The 22,411-nt window shown below is 59.2% G+C and carries 17 protein-coding genes; 11 read left to right on the top strand and 6 right to left on the bottom strand.

Annotated elements, in window-relative coordinates; translation table 11 throughout:
- Positions 1 to 3: 3 nt before the first annotated feature.
- Positions 4 to 1,365, bottom strand: a complete 1,362-nt coding sequence (locus tag M1D51_RS05245) for a glycosyltransferase family 4 protein (protein ID WP_458108804.1) — start codon at positions 1,363 to 1,365, stop codon at positions 4 to 6.
- 386 nt (positions 1,366 to 1,751) lie between these two features.
- Complete coding sequence (locus M1D51_RS05240; protein WP_458109547.1) at positions 1,752 to 2,966, bottom strand: glycosyltransferase family 4 protein; 1,215 nt, start codon at positions 2,964 to 2,966, stop codon at positions 1,752 to 1,754.
- 965 nt (positions 2,967 to 3,931) lie between these two features.
- Between M1D51_RS05240 and M1D51_RS05235 the strand changes: the two genes are divergently transcribed.
- Both M1D51_RS05235 and M1D51_RS05230 read left to right on the top strand, forming a co-directional pair.
- Positions 3,932 to 5,638, top strand: a complete 1,707-nt coding sequence (locus M1D51_RS05235; RefSeq protein WP_458108803.1) for a hypothetical protein — start codon at positions 3,932 to 3,934, stop codon at positions 5,636 to 5,638.
- Positions 5,639 to 5,731: 93 nt separating this feature from the next.
- Positions 5,732 to 6,808: an LCP family protein gene (locus M1D51_RS05230; RefSeq protein ID WP_458108802.1), complete on the top strand. Its 1,077-nt coding sequence runs from the start codon at positions 5,732 to 5,734 to the stop codon at positions 6,806 to 6,808.
- Positions 6,809 to 7,649: 841 nt separating this feature from the next.
- Here the strand turns inward: M1D51_RS05230 and galU are convergent.
- Complete coding sequence (galU, locus tag M1D51_RS05225) at positions 7,650 to 8,543, bottom strand: UTP--glucose-1-phosphate uridylyltransferase GalU (protein WP_458108801.1); 894 nt, start codon at positions 8,541 to 8,543, stop codon at positions 7,650 to 7,652.
- A gap of 208 nt (positions 8,544 to 8,751) precedes the next feature.
- On the opposite strand from galU, the gene M1D51_RS05220 reads away from it, so the two are divergent.
- Together M1D51_RS05220 and M1D51_RS05215 are read left to right on the top strand one after the other, a co-directional pair.
- Entirely contained in the window at positions 8,752 to 10,626 is a 1,875-nt protein-coding gene (locus M1D51_RS05220) for an FG-GAP-like repeat-containing protein (RefSeq protein WP_458108800.1), read from the top strand.
- Positions 10,627 to 10,744: 118 nt separating this feature from the next.
- Entirely contained in the window at positions 10,745 to 12,640 is a 1,896-nt protein-coding gene (locus M1D51_RS05215) for an FG-GAP-like repeat-containing protein (RefSeq protein ID WP_458108799.1), read from the top strand.
- A 44-nt stretch (positions 12,641 to 12,684) separates the two neighbouring features.
- Here M1D51_RS05215 and M1D51_RS05210 read toward each other — a convergent pair whose 3' ends face one another.
- On the bottom strand, positions 12,685 to 13,509 hold the full coding sequence (locus tag M1D51_RS05210) for an alpha/beta fold hydrolase (RefSeq protein ID WP_458108798.1): 825 nt from the start codon (positions 13,507 to 13,509) through the stop codon (positions 12,685 to 12,687).
- A gap of 253 nt (positions 13,510 to 13,762) precedes the next feature.
- On the opposite strand from M1D51_RS05210, the gene M1D51_RS05205 reads away from it, so the two are divergent.
- Positions 13,763 to 14,053, top strand: a complete 291-nt coding sequence (locus M1D51_RS05205) for a hypothetical protein (protein ID WP_458108797.1) — start codon at positions 13,763 to 13,765, stop codon at positions 14,051 to 14,053.
- Between the two features lie 855 nt (positions 14,054 to 14,908).
- Here M1D51_RS05205 and M1D51_RS05200 read toward each other — a convergent pair.
- Entirely contained in the window at positions 14,909 to 15,850 is a 942-nt protein-coding gene (locus M1D51_RS05200) for a LysR family transcriptional regulator (RefSeq protein WP_458108796.1), read from the bottom strand.
- 71 nt (positions 15,851 to 15,921) lie between these two features.
- Here M1D51_RS05200 and M1D51_RS05195 point away from each other — a divergent pair, with 71 nt between their 5' ends.
- Entirely contained in the window at positions 15,922 to 17,670 is a 1,749-nt protein-coding gene (locus M1D51_RS05195) for an L-aspartate oxidase (RefSeq protein ID WP_458108795.1), read from the top strand.
- A gap of 253 nt (positions 17,671 to 17,923) precedes the next feature.
- On the opposite strand, the gene M1D51_RS05190 is transcribed toward M1D51_RS05195, so the two are convergent.
- Positions 17,924 to 18,727 (bottom strand): MerR family transcriptional regulator, encoded by an 804-nt coding sequence (locus M1D51_RS05190; protein WP_458108794.1) that lies wholly within the window; start codon positions 18,725 to 18,727, stop codon positions 17,924 to 17,926.
- 158 nt (positions 18,728 to 18,885) lie between these two features.
- Here M1D51_RS05190 and M1D51_RS05185 point away from each other — a divergent pair, with 158 nt between their 5' ends.
- The 5 genes from M1D51_RS05185 (at position 18,886) to M1D51_RS05165 (ending at position 22,337) form a co-directional block, all read left to right on the top strand.
- Complete coding sequence (locus M1D51_RS05185; protein WP_458108793.1) at positions 18,886 to 20,247, top strand: APC family permease; 1,362 nt, start codon at positions 18,886 to 18,888, stop codon at positions 20,245 to 20,247.
- Between the two features lie 34 nt (positions 20,248 to 20,281).
- Positions 20,282 to 20,863: a DUF1349 domain-containing protein gene (locus M1D51_RS05180; protein WP_458108792.1), complete on the top strand. Its 582-nt coding sequence runs from the start codon at positions 20,282 to 20,284 to the stop codon at positions 20,861 to 20,863.
- Between the two features lie 126 nt (positions 20,864 to 20,989).
- The gene (locus M1D51_RS05175) at positions 20,990 to 21,502 is read left to right on the top strand and encodes a hypothetical protein (RefSeq protein WP_458108791.1); all 513 of its coding nucleotides are present in this window, start codon (positions 20,990 to 20,992) and stop codon (positions 21,500 to 21,502) included.
- Positions 21,503 to 21,585: 83 nt separating this feature from the next.
- Entirely contained in the window at positions 21,586 to 22,002 is a 417-nt protein-coding gene (locus M1D51_RS05170; RefSeq protein WP_172325320.1) for a MarR family winged helix-turn-helix transcriptional regulator, read from the top strand.
- A gap of 155 nt (positions 22,003 to 22,157) precedes the next feature.
- Positions 22,158 to 22,337: a hypothetical protein gene (locus tag M1D51_RS05165; RefSeq protein WP_172325321.1), complete on the top strand. Its 180-nt coding sequence runs from the start codon at positions 22,158 to 22,160 to the stop codon at positions 22,335 to 22,337.
- Positions 22,338 to 22,411 lie beyond the last annotated feature (74 nt).

Here is a 22,411-nt window from a genome sequence, read left to right as displayed (position 1 = left end):
ACATCAGCTGGCCCTCCTAGAATAGTTAAACGCCAAATTTTCATATGCCTGGCCGTACCCAAGAGCATTGGCTCGCCATGTCCTCGAGGCGAGTACTTCAGCCCTCCCCGCGGATCCCATCTGCCGGCGCAAACCTTCATCGTTCAGTAGCTCGAACAAAACATCAGCCAAGAGGACAGGATTCTCCGCCTCGGTTAGTCTGCCGTTTATGCCGTCGTGCACGATCTCCCTCAACGCATCCAAATCACTGGCTACAACTGGCCGTCCAGAGGCTAGAGCTTCGACAGGCTTCAGCGGCGTAACAGACCGCGTAACCGCAAGATCTTTTCGGGGCACGACAAAGACGTCAAGCGCCAAATGATAGAGTCGCGCCTGGTCAGGAGGAACCCGGCCTGTGAAGATCGTCCGGTCCGAGAGTCCTAAACGCTTCACCTGGGCTCTTAGCGTGGGCGCAGCCGTTCCGTCCCCCACGAGAACCAGCTTCAACCTAGGCAGTCTAGGCGCAAGTAGCGCAAATGACGCAATTAGATCATCGAGACCTTCATAGTCAACAAGGCTACTGACTGTCCCTATGTAGAGATTTTTGGGATCAAGACCTAGAATCCGCCGAGCCTCCCCATGCTCCATTGGAGCCTCGAGGTAGGCACCGCCCACGGCGTTGGGACTTATCAGAATCTTGTCCTTTTCTACACCGAAGGACGCAATATTCCGTTTCATCGATTCGCCGAGGGTTACGACAAGGTCAGCTGATCGCATGACTTCAGCTTCGCGTTCCTTGAAGAGCCGGTATCGTTCGCTGTTGCGTGCCGCCTCACTACGGCTCGATGCCCAAGTATCTGCAAGCTGTCCACGTACTTCATAGACCCACGGAATATCCAGTGCGTGGGCGACTTCCCTCGCCACAAGACCATTCACGAAATGGGTTGTAGTGTGGATGACTGATGGCCTGAACTTCTTGCCAATTGTCAAGAGTTCGGTCGTTTGCTGCTGCAAACGATCATCCATCTTTGAGGCCATAGCTCCGGGCAGGATCCGCTCGTATCTGACACCACCAACTACGTCCAGGTTCCTCGCGGTCAGGACCCCAATTTGAACGGGGTATCCCATTCGAGTCACGGCCAACGGTTCCCAACCGGCTTCCTGCTGCGCCGTTAAAATGGAATGCGTGCGTCGCGCGTAGCCGCTTCCTGTGTGGGGTACTGAGTTTGTCACTAAGTGCAGGACGCGGCGAGGCTCCGGCGTCATTAGGACCGCCGGTGCCACAGGGTTCCAGCCTTGGAAGACCTTGAGTTCTGACTTCAAACGGAGCCGCTGCTTGGTTGTGCTGCCAGCCTGGCCATGGAGCACGCCGACCGCGTCGCTCATGTCGCCGTCGTACCATTTGCGCCGAGCTACAGTAGACGCCGTTTGACGTGAATCCGCCACCAATCGCAAAAGGCAATCCGCAAAATGCGGCAGGCCCGCAGCCAAAGCCACTTCGGCAGCTTTACGGGCGCGATCTCCTCCGGTGCCGGCCCCTACAGCGCGATCTAGGCGTCGGGCCAACCCTTCAACATCCCCCGCCGCAAGGCTGGCCAAAAGGAGTATTGGGCGCCAAGATCCAGGCGCCAAACGGGAAACGAAACGGGCGGCCGGCCGTACAAGACGGGAGGGAATTCGTCGTAGGACCTGCAAGACGAGAACAAACGGCGCTTCAGTCAAATGTTCGGAAACAGTCCCCGCCGCTAGTCGAATATTTCGAATGAACTGAATCACGGGCGACGCACCTGCCGTATAGCTTTTCCAGACCGCACGAGCGCCGAAATTTCCTGCATGTATCTAACAGCCAGCTGAGTGTAGTCGGCGTTATTCCGGACCCATTCACGTCCGCTGGAGCCTGATGAGAGACGGCTTCGATCAGCGGCGAGTTCCCGCCATAGCTGGGCTACGGCCTCAGGGCTGGCAGACACGACGTCTCCGCCGCGGGCTTCAAGGATGATGCGCTCAGCCTCTCCCCGCACCACCGCAGTCACATGACGGCCGATCGCAAGAACCTCGTAGGTCTTTGATGGGACAGTAGTTTCAAACGACTTCCAATCGTCCCGGAGAGACACAATGCACGTGTCTGCTTCGCGGTATTTATCGATGACCTCCGCCCCCTGAAGTGAGGGGTAGAAAGTAACCGGCGCATCGATCTCACGAGCAAGCTTTACCAGTTGCGGGCGGCTGGTTCCGTGTCCAACCAAGGTCAAATGAAATCCGTCACCCAGCAAAGCGCTTGCCCGAATCAGCACGTCCAACCGCTGACTCTTGCCATGGTTGCCAAGGTATAGCGCGTGAAAGACGTCACGCACGGATGCCGGGGGTTCCAGGAAAGGAATCGAACTCAGATCGAGTCCGTTACTTATGGTCACCACATTCCGAATACCACGGTCACGCAGGGTTGCGGCGAAACCGTCGGTGACTGTCACGACAAGATCCGCTCGCTGTTGCACAAACTCAACGACCCTTTCCACGAGGCTTTTCACGCTCCCTTGGACCATCCGCGCATCCCGCGCCAAGTCGGGCCAGGCGTCTCGCATCTCAACTATGAGCGGCACCCGGCGGAGCCTGGATAGGACGTACCCTGTGGCTAAGGTCGGCAGACTAGGCGCCGTTGCAAGAATCGCATCCGGTTTTTGCCCTAAGAGTCCCACGGGGACAGACATCACTGCGGAGAAAAACTGGTCTACAAAACGCGCTAGTGACGAGGTTCCCAGGTGGCGTAGGTACGGGACTCGCCTGATTACTTCACCGTGAGGTCCGCTCTGGTGTGCAAAAGCTAATCCCGCCTCACGCCGGGGCAGGTTGCGGCGGCCATTCGGATAGTGTGCCACCGGCGCTACGACGTCGACGTTCCATCCTGCACGTCGAAATTCCCGCGTCAGAGACGCCCAGCGGCGCTGCGGCGGACTGTGTTCCGGCCAGTACGAGTGTGTGAGAAGCATGAGGCGCATCGGCGATGCCGGATCTACCGCAATCTTTTCCCCTGAGAGGGACCTAACCATGGGCCTACTTGCCGTCAAGGCGTGGTCCACGGATTCCCTTGGACCGTAGTGCTCTGAAGTACGCAACGCCAAGCAACACAAGCACCAGCACAGTGAGACCTTGCACAACCAAGTTACTCTCGGCCGCGGGCGACAGAGCGGCCCTAAGAGGGCCGGCAATCTCCGCGCTGGCAATGGGCGGAGCGTAAGTCCTGGTTGCTACGGGTGTCGGGGTAGGCTCAGCGTCAGTAGTCGAGGATGCTTCAACCTCAGCCGCGTCAGGTTGCACGGACTGATCATTGATGCCGTAGTCCACGGCGACCGGCGGGGCGTCAGGCGTCGGAGGAGGGAGGAAACCCGCCGGTGCAAGAGGTACTGGTGCCACAGGGTGGACCTCTGCCGGCACGACTGGCTCAACAGTTGGGGGTTGATCAGGAACCGGCGCGGGGTTCGTATCCACCGGCGCGGGGTTTGTATCCACGGGCGCTGGGATCGGATCAGGCTGGAGCACAGGTGGGACCACTGGGTCAGTGACAACAGGGGGCACCAGGATTGGCGGTGCCGTGGGATCTGGGCTCGGAGATTCGCTAGGTTGTTCCGCGGGTGCGGGATTTGTGTCCGTAGCACCAGCAGGTTGGGCGCCTACGAACCCGAGAATGGCCAGCAACAGGACGGCGCTTGTGGCTTGGACACGTCTGATTACCCTTCCCATCTTAACCCCCGTTATTTGTTCGCCGAAAATGCACACGTTCTCGGATCGTGCTGCGCTGCCTGAGACGTGGCGGCGCGCGGACGTCCACCTTCGGAGGGCGACCCGCATCAGTTTATCGTATGATTTAGAACCTCTCCCGCCCTAGCCGTTAGTTCGCCCCCCGGCAGGTTCTGATTGATAGAGTCATCTCTGCCGACCTCACCAAAAGGATAAGATGACGCTCCGATGGCTGCGGAGAACAGAGGCAACGCCCGACTCTGCCCGCAATAAGAAATCTCGCCCACGCATGTGGCTACGTGGGAGCATAGTAGTTTCAGTACTTCTCATTGCGGTTGTAGCCAGGCTGTTCGGTATCGCGAACGAGCCAGATCCACTAGACAGCAAGTCTGAAAGTGCCGCGGCTCCGCCTTACCCCATTAGCGGATACTTTATTTCTGCGAGTTCCAGCGATGCGACCAACCAACGAAAACTGGCGGAAATCAAAGCACTCGGCGGCGACACGGTCATAACATTCGGAACACTTTTGAAGCCGGCCACGGTCGAAGCAATTTCTGTTGAATGCCAAATCGATGGAAAGAACTGCACTGAAAGTTCCACGGACGGCATTAGTGTCAATCGATATTTCACTTACTCGGATGGCAGCAGATGGGACACCTCAGTTACTAAATGCCCGCGCGACCGAACCGTGATGAGTAACAATAAATATTACACTGTTTTAGTGCTGCCAACAAAAGGAAACGGTTGCACATCGACAAACGGCGTTTACGACGTCGTCGTGATCGGTGGGAACAGCAAGGATGCTGACGATCCTTCGGCATCCTTGGCTGCCGTCTCAACCCGGCTGGGCATGCAGTACTATGCGGGTTTACCCTCTCCCGTGAAACTGACGAACCCAGATTACCTACCCGACCTTACTTACCAGAAAACACTTGCGCTTTTTACGGAACGGTTTTTGGAGTATCAAGCAGCCGTCAACGACGTACCTGGGCTTGCAGGTTTCTATCACCATACCGAAATGCCGCTCAGCAACAGTCCAGCATTTGACTCAATTCTAAGTCTCTACGAAATGCAAAATAGAGCCGTCCGTGACATTTTTCCAACAAGGGCAGCCATCGTCAGCCCCTATCTCGACACGCGACGTAATGCTGTCAGCATTAGCGTGGAAGAAGCCCGTGAGGGAAGCCGCCGGATTGCTGATACCTCTGGCGGTCTGCAACTGATCATCGCCGTCCAAGATGGTATGGGTACTGGCAAGGCCGGAGCATTTTTGCCGCATGAGGCTGACGATCCCGTTGACCGCTTCGCGGCCACTGTCGTCGGCAAGGGGTCATGGAGCAGCAAATATGTAGCCCCAATTAGAGAGTACTTCCTTGCCGCCTTATCCGGGCTATCGGGGACCGACGCCGTACTATGGGCAAACTTGGAGGGCATGACACCGGCGACACCTTCAAATGCCTGCGGGAGCAGTTTGCGCGGACAGTCGAGCAAAGTCAGGTTGGACCGCCAGTTGCAGCAACTGCCCGATCCACAAAAGGTCGTCTCGTTCATGTGGGATTCGTATTACACCTGCGAGGGCACCGGAGTTCCTCTCAAGAACCAGCTCAAGTCGAGTCGGCCGACGCCAATCATTACGGGTACAAAGTTTGATGCTTCAGATGGCCGCGTCGAAGTCCAAGGCTTCAGTCTTACTGGAGGGCGAGTGGAAGTCAGGTGGACTACCAATGCGGGTGAACATCAGAAGATGGTCCTGGAGCCCAGAAGCGTGAATCTTGAGTACGGACAAGGTCGAGGCGCGAACCCAAAACTGGAACTCATCATCGTCGATGTTGGCCCAACAAGTGCCGACAGCGGCCGTGATTTCGCCGTCACTGTGGTCAATAGTTGGGGGGGGAAGTCGGAAGAATTTGTTTCCAACCAATGAGCACGGATCTAGAGGGGCGGCAATCAGCCGTTGAAGCTAACGCCCACACCCCTTGATAGAATTGTTACTGCTGATACCGACACCAAGGAACTCATGACGCTCCCGACAGACACCGAAACCCCCCCGGCGGAATCCCGCCACCGACGTCGGAAAAGCGGTAAAAGAACCGGACGCAACGTCCTCCTTGGCTTTGCTGCGGCGGTGCTGGTTGCAGGCCTAATCGGAGGCGCCTACATCTTCAATTTGGCGCAAACGTTCAACTCTGGAACAACGAAGATTGAGACTGCTTTCCCGGAGGAGTCGACGAGACCACAGAAGGCCGAGCCCGTCAACGGCACTGCGCCGATGAACATTCTTGTGATGGGCAGTGATACCCGTGGCGCTGCTGAGCTCGACGTCGATACGGCGGCCTCCACTGATCAACGGGCTGACACGCTCATGCTCGTGCATATCCCGGCAGACCGCAAGAACGTCTACGCCGTCTCCCTCATGCGTGACCTCTGGGTGGAGATCCCAGGAAAGGGCGAGTCGAAAATCAACTCGGCGCTCGCTCAGGGTGGTGTTCCCCTCATGGTCCAGACCGTGGAGTTGCTCTTCCAGCAGCGCGTCGACCACGTCGCCATGGTCGATTTCGAAGGCTTCAAGGGTCTTACCGATGCCCTGGGCGGCGTGGAGGTCGATGTTAAGATCCCGTTCGCGCCGGCAAAGGGTCCCATGAAGGGCCACTACTACGAAGCAGGCAAGCAGACGCTCAATGGCGACGAAGCACTTGCCTTCGTCCGTGAACGAATGTCATTCAGCGACGGCGACTATCAGCGAGTGCGAAATCAGCAGGCCTACATGAATGCAATCATCAGCAAGACCATCGCCCGCGAGACCCTGGCTAACCCTGTCACAGTCAACAGCATGGTCAGCGCTGTGTCACCCTTCATCAGCGTCGACAAGAGTTTCGACGCCGCTGCCATCGGTAGCCTCGCCTTGGGCATGAAGAACCTTAGAGCAAGTGACACTGTCATGTTCACTCTGCCCACGCTTGGGACCGGAACGTCCGCAGATGGTCAGTCGATCGTCGTGGCGGACACCACGGCCATCTCGGAGATCGCAGCAGCCCTTTCGAAAGACCAACTGGGGGCCTACATCGCTGCCCACGCACTTGAGAAGGGCAACTAGCGACTGCCTTGTGGGATTGAGGTCGCCACTGGACACCTGTCCGGACCTCCACACTCGTGCCCTGGTTTGGTTCAGCTTCAGGTCAGGTTCCAATTCGTTCAATCTCATGCAGTCGACGGTTCAGGCTTACTAACCTTAGCAAACAGCACTCCTGGCCAGGTTCTGAACGTCCCGACGATGACGGCGACGCGTTAGCGCCATTCTGAGGATTGGAAATGCACTCGGGGCCTGCCTCCGGCAGGGTTCGTCCCAAAATGAGACAGGAAAAGCCTCCCGGTGGTCAGCAGAGATGTCTAGAAACCACTGATCACACGGGAGGCCCTCGCGTGTAACCATACAGCACGACATGGCCGAAACAGAATCCGGTGGTCGTCTTGTAACGCCTCTTACAGTGGACGTGGGCGCGTCCTCCGGCTCTTTCACTGTGATTCCTGAGATAGAATCCAGTGCGAACTCGCCTCGGGCGGAGCTCTGGTTGTCGGAGTTCCCCGGGCTGCACTCAAATTGGGGAGGAAATGATGCCTACATTCGTGATCAACGAGGGGCTAGCGACCGAAGAAGTTATTTCAGCCGCACGAGCCACAGAAGGAAACATACAGTGGTGGTTCTACGATGCAAGTGACCGTGCCCAGGAGACACGGCTGAAAGGCCATGTCCAGACTATTCGGGAAATTTCGCCTATTTAGCCACCGTAAACAAAAAGATCCGCCCACGCCCGAAAGGGCGGGACGGATCTTTTTTGTGTGGTTCTTCGCCGGCAAACCTGCGAAGAACACCAACTATACCGAACAAGGAGCGAAACCCGCATTTGTCCGCGGCTATGGCTGCAGCGTAGCTCCGGCTAGTCCAGGAAGCCCTTCATCCATGCCTTTAGCTCTTCGCCGAACTCGGGGCGTTCGGACGCCAAAGTGATCACGGCCTTAAGATAACTGAGCTTGTCACCAGTGTCGTAACGCCTTCCGCGGAAGACGACACCAAAGACCCCGGCGCCTTCGCCATGGCCCGCGGCAAGAGTTTGCAGCGCGTCTGTCAGCTGGATCTCACCCCCACGGCCAGGTTCAGTCCGTTCGAGGACATCAAAGACTGAAGGGTGCAGAACGTATCGACCAATTACTGCAAGGTTGGAGGGAGCCTCATCCGTATCCGGTTTTTCGACCAAGCTATTTACACGTACATAACCTTGACCGTCAATGGTGGATATGTCGGCACACCCATACGAGCTGATCTGAGACGGCTCTACCTCAATCAAGGCAATCACCGAACCGCCTGTTTGAGCTTGCACTTCCATCATGGTCGTTAGCAACTCGTCGCGCTCGTCAATCAGATCGTCGCCTAGCAGAACGGCGAAGGGTTCATCTCCTACGTGCTGACGAGCGCACAGCACAGCGTGTCCGAGCCCCTTGGGCTCTCCCTGGCGCACATAGTGAATGGGGCCCAGACCTGAAGCGTACTGCACTGACTCCAAGCGGGTCTGATCACCTTTTAGTTCCAGGGTCCGTTCCAGGGCAGGAGCACCATCGAAGTGATCCTCCAGCGCGCGCTTGCTGCGTCCCGTGATCATCAGAATGTCAGTCAGCTTTGCGTTGACTGCCTCTTCAACGACGTACTGGATAGCCGGTGCATCCACCACCGGTAACATTTCCTTCGGCATAGCTTTTGTGGCTGGCAGGAAGCGAGTGCCCAGGCCAGCGGCCGGAATCACAGCTTTTCGGACAGTTTTACCGAGCGTAGTCATGGACGAACCCTATAAAACTCACTCGGAATATACGAACTTTACAAGGCTGGAAGTTTTTGAGACGACTGGCCCATAGCCTAGCATTCCGGCCCCTACTAGCATTTGGGGTTGGCTGCCCACTGGGCGGGTTCTCTCACCCACTGGGCCTACAACCAATATAGAATACCCATGAAGACGCGCTTCAGCGTCACGACTTCCGGGGGATTCCTTGAGTATTGTTTTGTGGGGTTCGCGCGCGCGCGGGCCGGTTGGCATACGACGACGGCATATAGTCTCTGGGTTCGGCACCGCCGCTTTGACCCTGGCGCTGGTGTTGGGAACTGCTGCCGCGCCGGCTACGGCTGACGCCGTAGAGGATGCCGTCCCAGTGGGTGAGCAGCCTTCCCATATAGCCGTGAATTCAGTAACCGACACAGCCTATGTGTCGACTTTAGGCGGCATTTACAGCATCGGCGGAGGTGGCACAGCGAATGTGTATCAGCCCGATGTCATGTCGTCTCACATCGCTGTAAACACGGCGACGAACAAGATCTACGTCAGCGATTCCGGTTCGGTCGCAGTAGTTGACGGCGTGACCCACGCAGCCACCACCGTCGCAGTTGGCGCTAGTGCACACGTCATTGCGGTAAACGAAAAGACCAATAAGGTCTATGTCAGCACTGCAAATGGCCTCAAGATCATCGATGGCGCTACAAACGTGGCCACTCCGATCCTGAACTCCGCCGGTGCGCAAGACATTGCAGTCAATACTGCCACCAACAAGGCCTACGCTCTTTCCGCCGGGACTGTGAAAGTCATCGACGCCAGCGGAAAGATCACGTCAACTGTGTCCGTGGGTGCGGGCGGGATCGGTGCTATCGCGATCAATCCGTCAAAGAACAAAATCTACGTCACGACGACACCAAAGTATGGATCCAGCGTCAAGGTCATCGACGGTGCCACTGACAAAATCACGGGATCCTTGGCATCCGAAGGCCCACTCGGAACTTTGGCGGTGAACCCCGCCACCGACAAGATCTACGTCGAATCCGGCACTTGGAACAGCGACGGATCCATCAAGGTGATCGACGGCGCCACCCTGACCGAAACTGCGCACATAGTCACGGCTACCCGGGTTCGCAGCATCGTGGTAAACCCGTCCAACAACAAGATCTACGCCACCATGACTGGCCGTGGAACCACCATCATTGATGGCCGGAACAACACCAGCAGTGCGCTTTACACGGGCCAGGAACCCGACGCTGCAGTCGTGGACACGTCCAACAACAAGGTTTACGTGGTCAACTCCGAGAGTGATTCTGTGGGCGTCATTGACGGAAATGCGGAACAGCCCGTCAAGAACGACTTCAATGGAGATCTCAAGGCCGACATCTTGGCCAGAGATGCTGCGGGGGTGCTCTGGCTTTACCCCGGCGATGGCTCCGGCGGCTGGCTGCCGCGCCTCCAGGTGGGACAGGGCTGGAACGTCATGAACGCCCTAGTGGCTCCCGGCGACTTCAACGGAGACGGCAACGCCGATGTCTTGGCTCGTGACGGAGGCGGAGTGTTGTGGCTCTATCCAGGCAACGGCTCCGGCAACTGGCTCGCTCGTGTGCAGGTCGGCAGCGGCTGGGAAGGCATGAGCGCAATTGAGGCAATTGACTTTCATGGTGACGGATTCGCTGATGTCGTTGCTCGTGCCCGCGACGGCGCGCTCTGGGTATATCGCGGAGATGGCAAGGGCGGTTGGTTGCCCCGGATGTGGGCCGGTTCCGGCTGGACCGGAATGTCCGAGATTACTGGCGCAGCTGACTTCAACGCTGATGGGATCTCTGATCTCGTCGCCCGCAACGGCGCCGGCACCCTGTTTCTCTATCCGCCTAACGGCTATGGAAGCTGGCTCCCAAAGCAGACCATTGGACAGGGTTGGAACAGCATGAATTCACTCGTCGGTCCCGGCGACTTTAATGGCGACGGCAAGGCCGATATTCTCGCCCGCAACGCAGCCGGTGAGCTCTGGCTTTACGCAGGCAACGGCGGAGCAGCCTGGCCTACCGCGAGCAAAGTCGGCTCAGGATGGAACGGCATGACTGCCATCCTCTAATTTGCACCACTTGAATGAAAATCAACGGCCACCCCTGATTGACCAGGGGTGGCCGTTGATATTTCTACTAGAATCCGACTATGGACGCGGTAGAGCGTCACGATCAATGGGGGACCTCATGTCTGTTGCTTTGGATGAAACGCGCCCGTCAAAGAAATCAAATCAACGACGACGGCGACGGGCGGGGGCTACGATTGTCGCCGCCGCTTTGGCGTTCGCGGTGTCTCTGGTAACTACAGAACCGGCCACCGCAGACGCAGTTACGGACCGCTTCACTGTCGGGCAGTGGCCCACCTCAATTGCAGTAAACCCTGTAACAGACACGGCCTATGTCGCCTCGTACGGTGGCGTGCACAGCGTTGGTGCTGGCGGAGCCAGAGCAATCTATTCCGACCCCGCTGACCACGTTGTAGTTAACTCCACCACGAACAAAATATATGTCAGCGCTTCTTGGTCCATCGCTGTGATTGATGGGGCAACGCTCGCAGTTACTGAGGTCCCGGTCGATTCGGTGGCGGGCGTTTTGGCTGTGAACGAGAAAACCAACCAAATATACGTAAGTACCAACAACGGCCTCGTTATTCTCGACGGCGTCACCAACGCTACCAAGCCTGTACCTGGTTCAGCTTCAGCCAAAGACATCATCGTCAATGCAGCCACTAACAAGGCTTACGCCCTCTCCGGTGGGACCATCAAGGTGATCGATGGGAGCGGGAATATCACTTCCACAGTGTCCATTGGAGCCGATGGTTTTCTCGCCGTGGCAGTCAATCCGACGAAGAACAAGATATACGCAACTAGCGCGCCAAAATATGGATCCAGTTTGAAAGTGATTGATGGGGCAAGCAATGCGATCCAGGGCTCCATCGCGTCGACCGCTCCGCTCGGAACATTGGCCGTGAACGCAGTGACCGACAAAATTTATGTGGGCTCCGGAGACTCCTCCAGTGCCTCCGTCAAGGTAATGGATGGCGGCACCCTGACTCAGACTGCGACGATACCCACCGCAAGCCAGGTGCGGAACATCGTGGTCAACACCGCGAACAACAAGATCTACGCCTCCATGCTTGTTCGGGGTGTCACCGTCATCGAGGAAGGGAAAAACAGCAGCAGTGTTGTATACACCGGGTGGGACCCCGGACAGGCGGCCGTAAACACAAATAGCAACAAGGTATACGTCGTCAACACAGCCAGCTCTGGCAACCAATACAGACAGTACTCGGTGGCTATCATTGATGGAAATGCGGCGAGATCCGTCAAGAACGACTTCAACGGAGACCGCAAAACCGACATCTTGGCAAGGGACAAGGCAGGGCTGCTTTGGCTCTACCCAGGTAACGGCTCAGGTGGTTGGTTGCCGCGTGTCCAGGTTGGCCAGGGCTGGAACGTGATGACGTCCCTCGTCGCACCCGGCGACTTCGACAACGATGGCCATGCTGACGTGTTGGCGCGTGACGGGGCGGGGCTGCTGTGGTTCTACCCTGGCAACGGTAATGGAGGTTGGCGGCAGCGCGTACAGGTAGGTCATGGCTGGGAGGAGATGAATGCAGTTGAGGGCGTCGACTTTTACGGCGATGGCTTCATAGACCTCATTGCGAGAAACCGCTCCGGAAACTTGTATCAGTACGCTGCAGATGGAAAGGCCAGGTTCTTACATCCTGGCTGGGCCGGTTCTGGCTTCACCAGCGCAGCGGGACTCTCGGAAATCACCGGGACAGACGACTTCAACTCCGACGGCCTCGGAGACCTGATTGCCCGCGACGGCACCGGGGCACTTTGGTTGCACCCCGCCAGTGGATACGGCAGCTGGCTCCCCAAGAGGCAGATCGGCCAGGGCTGGAACGTCATGAACTCCCTGGTTGGACCCGGTGACTTCAACGGCGACGGCAAGGCCGACATCCTGGCACGCAACGCAGCCGGTGAGCTGTGGCTCTACGCCGGTAGCGGGGGCGCCGCCTGGCCCACGGCCACAAAAGTGGGCACCGGCTGGAATGTCATGACGGCCATCCTCTAACTCAGTCAGTCTGAGGAGGTAAAGAACGGCTGGCCCGCGGAAGATCAGGGCCAGCCGCTCCGCACATCACCCACAAACCCCACCACATCTGCAGCCACCCGTTCCGGACATTCCCACAGCACCAGATGCCCGGTCTCCTCATAGATCTTTAGACGCGATCCCGGTATCCGTCGGGCCAAGGTCTCCTGATGGTGTCGCGGCACCAGGTGGTCGTGAGCACCCCACAGAATCAGGGTGGGGGCTGAAATGGTGCCGGTTTCTGTTGGCGGCACGGCTTCGTAGTAGCCGCGCAGCGATTGTTTCCACACCGATGCCGGCATTGCGAGACCGTCCTGCACCCGGTCTTCAATATAGGACGCAGGAACCGTGTGCAGGAGCCGATACCAGGACAACGATTCCCGGACCCACTCCTCTGAAACCGGATCAGCCAGGGATTCCACTTCTGCGGCGAACGGCGGCTTCCCTTGCAGGCTCAACGGTGACCCAACCAGAGTCAGCGAAGCCACCAACGCCGGGTGCATCACAGCTAGTTGTTGGGCAACATATCCCCCGCTGGAAGAACCCAGCACGTGGGCACGGACGAGATCCAGGGCATCGAATAGAGCCACAACGTCTTCGGCCGCTTCAATCAGCGAGTAACCACCGGAGGGCTTGTCGGCAAGGCCGTGGCCACGAAGATCCGGGGCTACAACAACCAAGCCCGGAACCGAGGCAATCAGCGGCTCGAAACTACGCCAGGACTCACTCCAGGCGTGCAACAAGAGCAAGGGCGTGCCGCCGTCTTCGGCTGCTTGTTCAAGGCGACCTTGAATGAAACAGGTGACGCTGATACCTGTGCTCAGTGCGACAGTCCTGACCTCGGACTCCATGGGGCCAGCGTACGCGCAGCGCTCCCCCGGGACGAGGGCAAAAGGCACTCGGCAAATCACCAGCCAGCGAAACTATGGTTGAAAGGTCCCGCCTGATCCCCCATCAGGCGGGACACTTGCGTTCCGGAGCCTTGCAGTGGTCCAAATGCGGCGGCCAGGCGGAGTTGCCCGTCAAAGCCGCATTGAGGCGGGTCTGAAGAACTTCAGAGCTATGCTGGCGCCGACGAGGAAAACACGATGCTTGGGGGACGGTATGAATCTTGGATTGATAATTGCCGGGACCATAATTCTCCTCACTGCATGCCTGTTCTTGCTGCTGGCGATGTTGTACGTCACCCGGCTGGTGGCCAGAACACGAAAATCCCTCTCGCTACATGACAATGCCCACGTCATTTCTGAACTCAGGGACGAAGTAACGGCCCGTACCGCTCTGCAGGGCAAGCTCGCCCTTTGGTTTATGGCCATCTTGCCCGTCACCGTCATTTATCTCGCCTGGTTCGGGCCCGTCCTCCTATTTGCCGCCATGCTTCCTCGCCAGCCTTAGATGGCGGAGTAGAGTGCCGCGGAAGGCTGGACCAGCCGCCGTCCAGGTTTGCTGCTGAGCCTGGCAGTCATCAGGGCTTGTCGCGGCGGGAACCGGCTGGGGCGGGACGGCAGGGTCAGACGCCGGTAGGCAGAACCTCAGCCCGTCGCCCCAAAATCCGTCGTTAATGCAGTGCAGGGGCACGTGTTCGTCGCCGACCCGAAGCGACGGATTGCGCAAGCGTTTAGAGGAACTAAAGGTTAGTTCCACTGAACCGTCGGGTGAGGCGCAACTATAGGCTGCGTTCCACGGACTCAGATCTTCACAGGCATCGAGTTCCCGGGATACGCCGCCCCGGTCCACGTACTCCCAGGTCTTGTCCGACTTCTCACCGACCTGAATGACAGAGTTTGGAACGGACCGTGCGTAGTCCCGCGTAAAAGGCCGCTCATCGCAACCCGCTGCTGTCAGTGTCAGCAACGCAAGCAGCGCAAACCCCGCTTTAGGTCCTCTACGCATTCGCAAGCCCCTCCCCTTCGCCGTTGACCACCACGTTCATCAAACCACCTCAACTTCCACCCGCTCCACGTACGACTCAATGCAGTGGCTTTCCGACTCACCCGCCACCACGTTCGCCAAGGTTATGCTGGCCATCCCCACCGCCAGCACGGCACCAACCGCATTGCGTACCCTGTTGGTGGTAGAGGGATTGCCTCGCTGGTTTCGTGGCAGTCCTGGACGGCGGAAAAGAAATCAACGTAGGGCTGGACCAACCGTTCCGGTGCACTGTTGGCCGTGTTGTGCCGGGCGCCTGAAGGCTGAGCCCGCCGGCCGTCGTCGTCGATTTACCGGGCCAGTCACGCAAGCTGCCAGCGGTCAGCCATGTGGCGCCGCCGTGACCAGGCGCGACAATTCGGTGCCCGGCGCCGCGAGGCGGTCCACGGTGTCGAAGATGAACTGCTGCATGGCGGCTGCAGCCGCTGAAGGTCCGACGTCGTTGCGCCGGGCAAGGTTGACGGTCCGCCTCAGCGCTGGACGCACCAGACGCGCGCTGCGAAGCCCGGGCCGGTCAATGACCACCATCGCCGGTACGACCGCCAAACCCAGCCCGCGTTCCACGAACCGCAGCACCGCATCCATTTCCCCGCCCTCGACGGCAATCAAAGGCTCGACGCCGGCCGCGGCGAACGCAGCATCAGTGGCCATGCGCAGTTCATAACTTCGGTTGAACGCCACCTGCGGTACACGCGCAAGTTCCTCGAGGGTAAATTCTTCCGGCAACCCTGAGGTGGAGGCGGAAATAACCACCAGCTCCTCGGACAGCAGCGGGACCAGTTCAGTGCCCGGCACGGAAGGGTCTGTTCCCCGGGTGACCACCAGGGCCAGGTCCAGAGTGCTTTCGTTCAGGGCATCAACCAAAAAACGCGAGCCGCCTTCAGTGATGTGCAATTCCACTCCAGGATGGGCGCTGCGGAAAGCGGCCAGCACGTCCGCCACCAACGAGACGCACAGCGTAGGCGGGGCCCCGAGCCGGACGCGGCCGCGGCGCAATCCCGCGAGTTCCTGAATCTGGTCCTGCGCTGCTTGCGCGTCCCCGAGCATTCGCCGGGCAATGGGCAAGAGCAGTTCTCCCGCATTCGTCAGCGTGATTCCTGAGGGCCTGCGGTGAAAAAGTGCCGTGCCAAGATCGGCCTCGAGTGCTGCTATCTGTCGGCTGAGCGATGGTTGAGCAAGATAGAGCTCCTCGGCCGCACGTGTGAAATGCCCTACACGAGCCACTGTTTCAAAGGAGCGCAACTGGTCCAACTTCATGGTCATAGCATAAACGCATCACTGCGAGCAGAATAATTCATTGGAGACATAGCGCCAATCCTCCTAGCGTTGTGGATATGAACCTCTCCTCAACTCCAGAACGTCTCCTGTCCACTTCAGTGCTGGTCATCGGAACCGGCGGCGCCGGCCTGCGCGCCTCCATTGAACTCGCCCAGAGGGGAGTTCAGGTGCTGGCTGTTGGCAAGCGCAGAAAGCACGATGCACACACGAGCCTGGCAGCCGGTGGGATCAACGCAGCCCTGGGCACCATGGACCCCGAGGACAGCTGGGAACAGCACGCGGCCGATACCTTGCGTGAGTCCTACTTCTTGGCCGATCCGGCCATTGTCGAAACCGTCGCCCGGAATGCTGCCCGCGGCATCGAGGACCTTGAGAAATGGGGGATGCCCTTCGCCCGCGAAGAAGACGGCCGCATCTCCCAGCGCTTCTTCGGCGCCCACAAGTATCGCCGAACCGCTTACGCCGGGGACTACACCGGTTTGGAGATCCAGCGGACCCTCATGCGCCGGGCTGCCGAGTTGAACGTACCCATCATCGACACCGTCTACATCACCCGGCTCCTGGTAGCCGACGGCACCATTTTTGGTGCCTATGGCTTCGACGTCGTCGACGGAAACCCGGTGCAGATCCACGCCGACGCGGTCATCCTGGCCGCAGGCGGCCACACGCGCATCTGGCGCCACACCTCCTCACGACGCGATGAGAACACCGGTGACTCTTTCAGGCTTGCCGCGCTGGCCGGCGCCCGCATCCGCGACGCCGAACTGGTCCAGTTCCACCCCTCAGGCCTCCTCGACCCCGACGACGCCGCAGGCACCTTGGTCTCCGAAGCCGCACGCGGGGAAGGCGGGATCCTTACCAACGCCCTCGGCGAGCGCTTTATGGAACGGTACGACCCCGAGCGCATGGAGCTTTCAACCCGTGACAGGGTGGCTCTTGCGGGATTCACTGAGGTTGCCGAAGGTCGTGGGACAGAGAAGGGCGGGGTTTACCTGGACGTCTCCCACTTGCCTCGCGAGACCATCATGGAAAAGCTGCCCCGGGTCTACCGCACCCTGATCGACCTTCAGATGCTGGACATCACCACTACCAAAATAGAAATTGCACCCACAGCTCACTACTCCATGGGCGGGGTCTGGGTGGCACCGGAGGATCACGGGACCGGAGTGAACGGACTCTATGCCATTGGCGAGGCATCCTCGGGGCTGCATGGAGCCAACCGACTCGGGGGCAACTCACTGATCGAACTGCTCGTCTACGGGCGGATCACTGGCGAACATGTGGCCGAGTACGTACGTTCACGCACCGATGTTCGCCGGGATCCTGCAGCGGTGGGACTGGCCCACACCGAAATGCAAGGCCTTCTTACCGGGAAGGGTACTGAATCAGCGCGTCGGCTCCAGCGTGAATTGCGCAATCTCATGACCGAGCATGCCGGTGTGGTGCGCACCGAAGAGGGGCTGAAAGCGGGACTCGGGAAGCTCGCTGACCTGGAGGAACGCGCCGGCTTTGTTACGGCGCACCCGGACATCGCAGGTTACGACGACCTGGCCCACGCCTATGACCTTCTGGGTTCCCTCCTCGCCGCACGAGCCACTCTGGAGTGCGCCATTGAACGACGCGAAACCCGCGGAGCGCACAACCGTGCCGACTTCCCGGAGATGGACCCGTCACTGCAGGGCAACTTTGTCTGGTCACCAGGTGGAGGCGTCAGTTTTGAAACAGTGACTCCTGCTCCCGAGTCCTTCCGGGCCTTGGCCGAGGCCCACGCCGAGGACTCCGTGGCCGGGAAGCTTGTGGAGTAGATCAGAGGGCTCAGGCCTTGGCTTGCGGTAGCTGCCGCAACCTCCACGCGATGATCTCTTGAAGGACCACAGTGGGCAGCGGGGCATCATGGCGCAGCTGGACGAGATGGTCTGTGGTTCCATATTCGTTCAGCTGCGTCGCGTACTTTCAGGGCAACCGGACCATCTGCTCATGGCGTTGAGGCGGACATTACTCGCGCGGGAGCGACTGCACTCCGGGAGAAGGAGGCCTCCGGCGTAGTGGTGGCCGCTTCTAGCCGCGACGAACAGGCTGCTGCAGCTCGGTCACCCAATCGGACTGATCCTCTGAAATCGCTCGAACATAGAGTTCCCGGCACGGCCCGGAGTGGACTAGCCCTCGAGCGAATATCTCAGCGTGCAGGGCCTGCCAGCTTTCTGCAATGTGGTCCATGGAGCCGAGATGGACGCCACAGACAGCCGTTTCCACAGCGGGCAACTCGATGATCTCGAAGCCCTCCCGCGCGGGTCCGGCGTAAGAGTATCCGGCAATGATCTGCAGGCCCTCTTCCATGGTCTGGTACTGCGCCACAGGGGTCTCCAAAGTCCCACGCTCATCGCCAATGATTTCGGCAACGGCATCAAAAGCGGGACCCACCACGCCTGCGACTTCAGGCTGGTCAGCTACGACCATGCGGCGGGCTGCAAGACGGACAGCGGCCAGGGGCTTTTCGATAATCTCAATCTGTGACATGTGGTTCTCTTTCTCGATGAGGTGGAGCCGCCGCTGCACGTCAACGAGCCGGGCGGAAGCGATCCGATGTTCCTGCTCAACCTCTGCGCGGCGGATCCTCAACAGGGATGCGATGCGTTCGGCCTCGACGCCTTGGTCAAGAATCGACGAGATGTCGTTAAGGCCAAAGCCGAGTTGGCGCAATGCAACAATCCGATGCAGGCGCTCAAGTTGGGAAGGATCATAGGACCGGTAGCCGCTGAACTCGTCCACATAACCCGGCACGAGCAGGCCTGAGGCATCCCAATGCCGAAGCATGCGATGGGTCACCTGCCCGATCTGCGCGAAAGCTCCGATGGATAACATGCCTTAGTTCTCCCGCCTTCCACAGTGTCAGAGTCAAGTGTCGCTCGAATTGATCGCAATGCCGTCCTTACACAACTCAGGACTTCCTGCAGGCACCGCACTGCATGGTCTCAGGAGTAATTTAGTAAGGCCCCTTACTTCAAGTAGGATCTGTTCCCATGAGCAGCCCGGCAAAGTCACAAAAATCAAAACTCAAGCAGTCGATCACCGGTCCACTGCTTTTCCTTTTCATCCTCGGTGATGTGCTGGGCGCCGGCATCTACGCGCTGGTGGGAAAGGTCGCAGGCGAGGTGGGAGGGGCTGTTTGGATTCCACTTGCGCTTGCCCTGTTCCTGGCCATGCTCACCGCCGCCTCCTACGCAGAGTTGGTCACTAAATATCCAAAGGCCGGCGGAGCTGCGGTCTTTGCTGAGCGGGCTTTCAACGTGCCCCTGATTTCGTTCCTGGTCGGATTTTCCATGCTGGCTGCCGGCGTGACCAGTGCGGCCGGTTTGAGCCTGGCCTTCGCCGGGGATTACCTCAAGCCTTTCCTCGATGTGCCTGCCACACCCACTGCCCTGATATTCCTGCTCTTGATAGGTCTGCTGAACGCACGAGGAGTGAAGGAATCCGTCAGGGCCAATGTGGTGATGACCGTCATCGAAGTATCGGGCCTGGTGTTGGTTATCGTCCTGGTTGGCCTCATGCTCGGCCGCGGAGACGGCGACGCTTCGCGCGTCCTTGAGTTCAACCCGGCGGTCTCCCCAGGGGCCGGGATTCTCGCAGCTTCCTTGCTGGCTTACTACTCCTTTGTCGGCTTCGAAACTTCCGCGAACGTGGCCGAAGAGGTCCGGGACGTCCACCGCGTCTACCCCAAGGCACTGTTCGGGGCGCTGTTGACCGCCGGCGCGATCTACATACTTATCGGCCTGGCTTCATCCATTGCCCTGCCCGCAGCTGACCTCAACAGCTCTTCGGGCCCATTGCTGCAGGTTGTCCAAGCCACAGGCTTTGGGGTGCCCGACTGGCTCTTCGGCCTGGTTGCACTCATCGCCGTCGCCAACGGTGCGCTGCTGACCATGATCATGGCCAGCCGCCTGGCCTTTGGAATGGCAGAACAATCGCTCCTCCCCGCAGGGCTGGGGCGGGTTCTCCCCCAACGACGCACACCTTGGGTAGCCATTGCCGTCACGACGCTGGCCGCGATGGCTTTGACCGCCACCGGCGATCTGGGCTCGCTTGCTGAAACAGTGGTCCTGCTGCTCTTATTCGTCTTCATCAGCACCAACCTCGCCGTCATGGTGCTGCGCAAAGACAAAGTTGAACACCAGCACTTCCGCGTGCCGGTGGTCATTCCGTACCTGGCACTGGCTTCGTGCCTCCTCCTGCTGTTTCAGCAAGGACCGGAAATCTGGTTGCGGGCAGCCATCCTTTTGGGCATCGGGCTGGTCCTCTTCTTCGTGACACGCAGAATCCAGGTCCGCAACCGGCCTGCAAGTAAAAACAACTCCGAGGTTGAGAAGGAACGGCTAGAGTCCTAAAACAGCCCTGCATCCAAAAACCTCGAGGAGTCCCGTGCCGACTGACATCCCCTGGAGCCGCGGCGAGTGGACCAACCAGCCAGCCGCCGTCGTCGAGCAGGCCGGTGACCTGCTGGTGACCGCAGCCGAAGGCAGCGACGCCTGGCGCGTCACGTCCTACGGATTCATCCACGACACCGAACACGCGCTGCTTGCCCCCTTCCCGCAGGACAGTGCCATGGAAGTTGAGTTCACCACAGCATTTTCCCAACAGTTCGATCAAGCGGGCATCTTCATCCGTGTCGGCGGCGAGCATTGGATTAAGGCAGGTGTCGAATTCGCCGACGGCGCCGCTCAGCTGGGCGCGGTGGTTACGGACCGCGTCTCGGACTGGTCCTTGGCGCCTGTTCCGAAATGGAACGGCGGGCGCGTCCGCATGAGGGTCAGCCGCTCGGGAGACGCCCTCACTATCCGTGCCGCCTCGGAGGGAAATGAACTCCAGCTGGTGCGGGTGGTGCCGTTTGCACCCGATCTGGCCGCAACTGCCGGGCCGTTCACCTGCGCACCAACACGCGCGGGCCTGACAGTCCCCTTCCACTCTTGGCGCGCTACACCCGCGGACCACGAGCTGCACTGATTCCAACCGAATGGAACGAGCTTGCGGGTCCCATCGTTCATGAGATTATGGAGGTTCCTGCAGCCTGCCTTTGAGGAGTGCTGCGACTCAGTCGGCTCCGTAACAAGCCTATGGGGGCACATCACGGTGGAAGATACTGCGAGTCTTTGGCGTACTGACCCCACGACGTTCCGCGACGTGGCCATCAACCGCCAAGCCATTGAAGCTGCCTTGGCAGGCGAGTGTCCTCCGGTGGAGCGCGTCCGCTACTTGGCGCTGCTTGGCCGGGACGCTGAGGCTTTGGATGAAGGCTTCAAGCTGCTGCCCCAAACGCCTGACCGCCGGGAGTTGTTGCTGATCCTTGCGCAGGTCAATCAACGCCAATACCGGTGGCATGACGCAGCCGTCCTCCATGAACGGGCGCTGCGAACCGTCCGGTCACCTGAAGACGAGGCCTACGTCCGTCACCACATCGGCCGTCGCCTTTTCGACGAAGCCCGCTTCCGTGCCGCTGCCGATGAATTTCAATGGGCAGCGGACCTTTACCGGGTCGCCGGCCACCCCGAACTCGCCGAAGACAACCGCCAAGCCATGCGGCACGCCCTGCAAGTTCACGGTGCCGAACGGGGCGTGGAACGTTCGGCGTTCGACCTCTCCTAAGGTACTCACAGCCAGCCCCAGCACAAGGCTCATGTAGCCTAGTAAGTAAGCTGACTATTTGTGAAAGCCTTGGGGGCGCCTGAATGCCTGATATGGAACTATGGCCAACCAGCCGGCTGCTGTCTACGGCGGCCCGGCTCGTGGAGCTTGCATGGAACGACAAACTGCGTCCGCTGGGATTGACCTACCCGGCGGTGCTGACGCTTGATGCCCTGGCGACGGCAGGGCCCATCACGCCCGGGGATCTTGCCCGCAGCGTCCGGGTGCAGGCCCAAACCATGGGCCCCCTGCTGACCAGGCTTGAATCGCGGGGCTACATCCGCCGTGAGCCCAACCGCTTCGACCGCCGCAGCCAACTGGTATTGATCACCGACTTGGGCCTGACGCTGCTGGAACAATCCCAGAACCAAGAGAACAATGTCCTCGCAGCCATCAACCTGGACTCCGAGGACCTGCGCGAAGAACTCCTCGCGATCGTTCGCCACACAAACTTCGATTAAGTGTTAGGTCATCCCGCGTAGACGAAAGCTCTTCCATCAAGCAGTATGGAGTTATCCGCTGATGAAGTCCGGCGTCCCAAGGAGAACACCTCTCCAACAACAACACCGGGCTATAGACACTGACAGTAATGCCCGGGCGAGTAAAAAAGGGCATCATGAGTGAACTTCAAATAGGCGATAGCTTGCCGGTGGACCTTCTGAGTTTCAGGGCAGCAGAGTGCCTCGTATCAACAGGCGCACCAGAGTCCGAGGACGTATGCGTCCTGGACGCAGGCCACACAGGAAACCATTTGGCCGCAGGGGCAGACATGGTGGTTCGGGCCGTCTGGTCCTAGACCGCCGGAAGCCTGGACCAAGAGAACAATAAGTTGAGGGCAAGCGACGCCGTACGGCTCGCTTGCCCTCAGCG

It is taken from the genome of Arthrobacter sp. R3-55 (genome assembly GCF_054161505.1).
Note: the sequence above shows the minus strand (reverse complement) of the source record. Positions and strands in the feature narration are given on the sequence as shown.

Coding starts and splice junctions, on each gene's coding strand:
- M1D51_RS05245 (WP_458108804.1), bottom strand. CDS start 1,365: ATGAGCGACGCGGTCGGCGTGCTCCATGGCCAGGCTGGCAGCACAACC.
- M1D51_RS05240 (WP_458109547.1), bottom strand. CDS start 2,966: ATGCTTCTCACACACTCGTACTGGCCGGAACACAGTCCGCCGCAGCGC.
- M1D51_RS05235 (WP_458108803.1), top strand. CDS start 3,932: ATGACGCTCCGATGGCTGCGGAGAACAGAGGCAACGCCCGACTCTGCC.
- M1D51_RS05230 (WP_458108802.1), top strand. CDS start 5,732: ATGACGCTCCCGACAGACACCGAAACCCCCCCGGCGGAATCCCGCCAC.
- galU (WP_458108801.1), bottom strand. CDS start 8,543: ATGACTACGCTCGGTAAAACTGTCCGAAAAGCTGTGATTCCGGCCGCT.
- M1D51_RS05215 (WP_458108799.1), top strand. CDS start 10,745: ATGTCTGTTGCTTTGGATGAAACGCGCCCGTCAAAGAAATCAAATCAA.
- M1D51_RS05210 (WP_458108798.1), bottom strand. CDS start 13,509: ATGGAGTCCGAGGTCAGGACTGTCGCACTGAGCACAGGTATCAGCGTC.
- M1D51_RS05205 (WP_458108797.1), top strand. CDS start 13,763: ATGAATCTTGGATTGATAATTGCCGGGACCATAATTCTCCTCACTGCA.
- M1D51_RS05200 (WP_458108796.1), bottom strand. CDS start 15,850: ATGACCATGAAGTTGGACCAGTTGCGCTCCTTTGAAACAGTGGCTCGT.
- M1D51_RS05195 (WP_458108795.1), top strand. CDS start 15,922: ATGAACCTCTCCTCAACTCCAGAACGTCTCCTGTCCACTTCAGTGCTG.
- M1D51_RS05190 (WP_458108794.1), bottom strand. CDS start 18,727: ATGTTATCCATCGGAGCTTTCGCGCAGATCGGGCAGGTGACCCATCGC.
- M1D51_RS05185 (WP_458108793.1), top strand. CDS start 18,886: ATGAGCAGCCCGGCAAAGTCACAAAAATCAAAACTCAAGCAGTCGATC.
- M1D51_RS05170 (WP_172325320.1), top strand. CDS start 21,586: ATGCCTGATATGGAACTATGGCCAACCAGCCGGCTGCTGTCTACGGCG.
- M1D51_RS05165 (WP_172325321.1), top strand. CDS start 22,158: ATGAGTGAACTTCAAATAGGCGATAGCTTGCCGGTGGACCTTCTGAGT.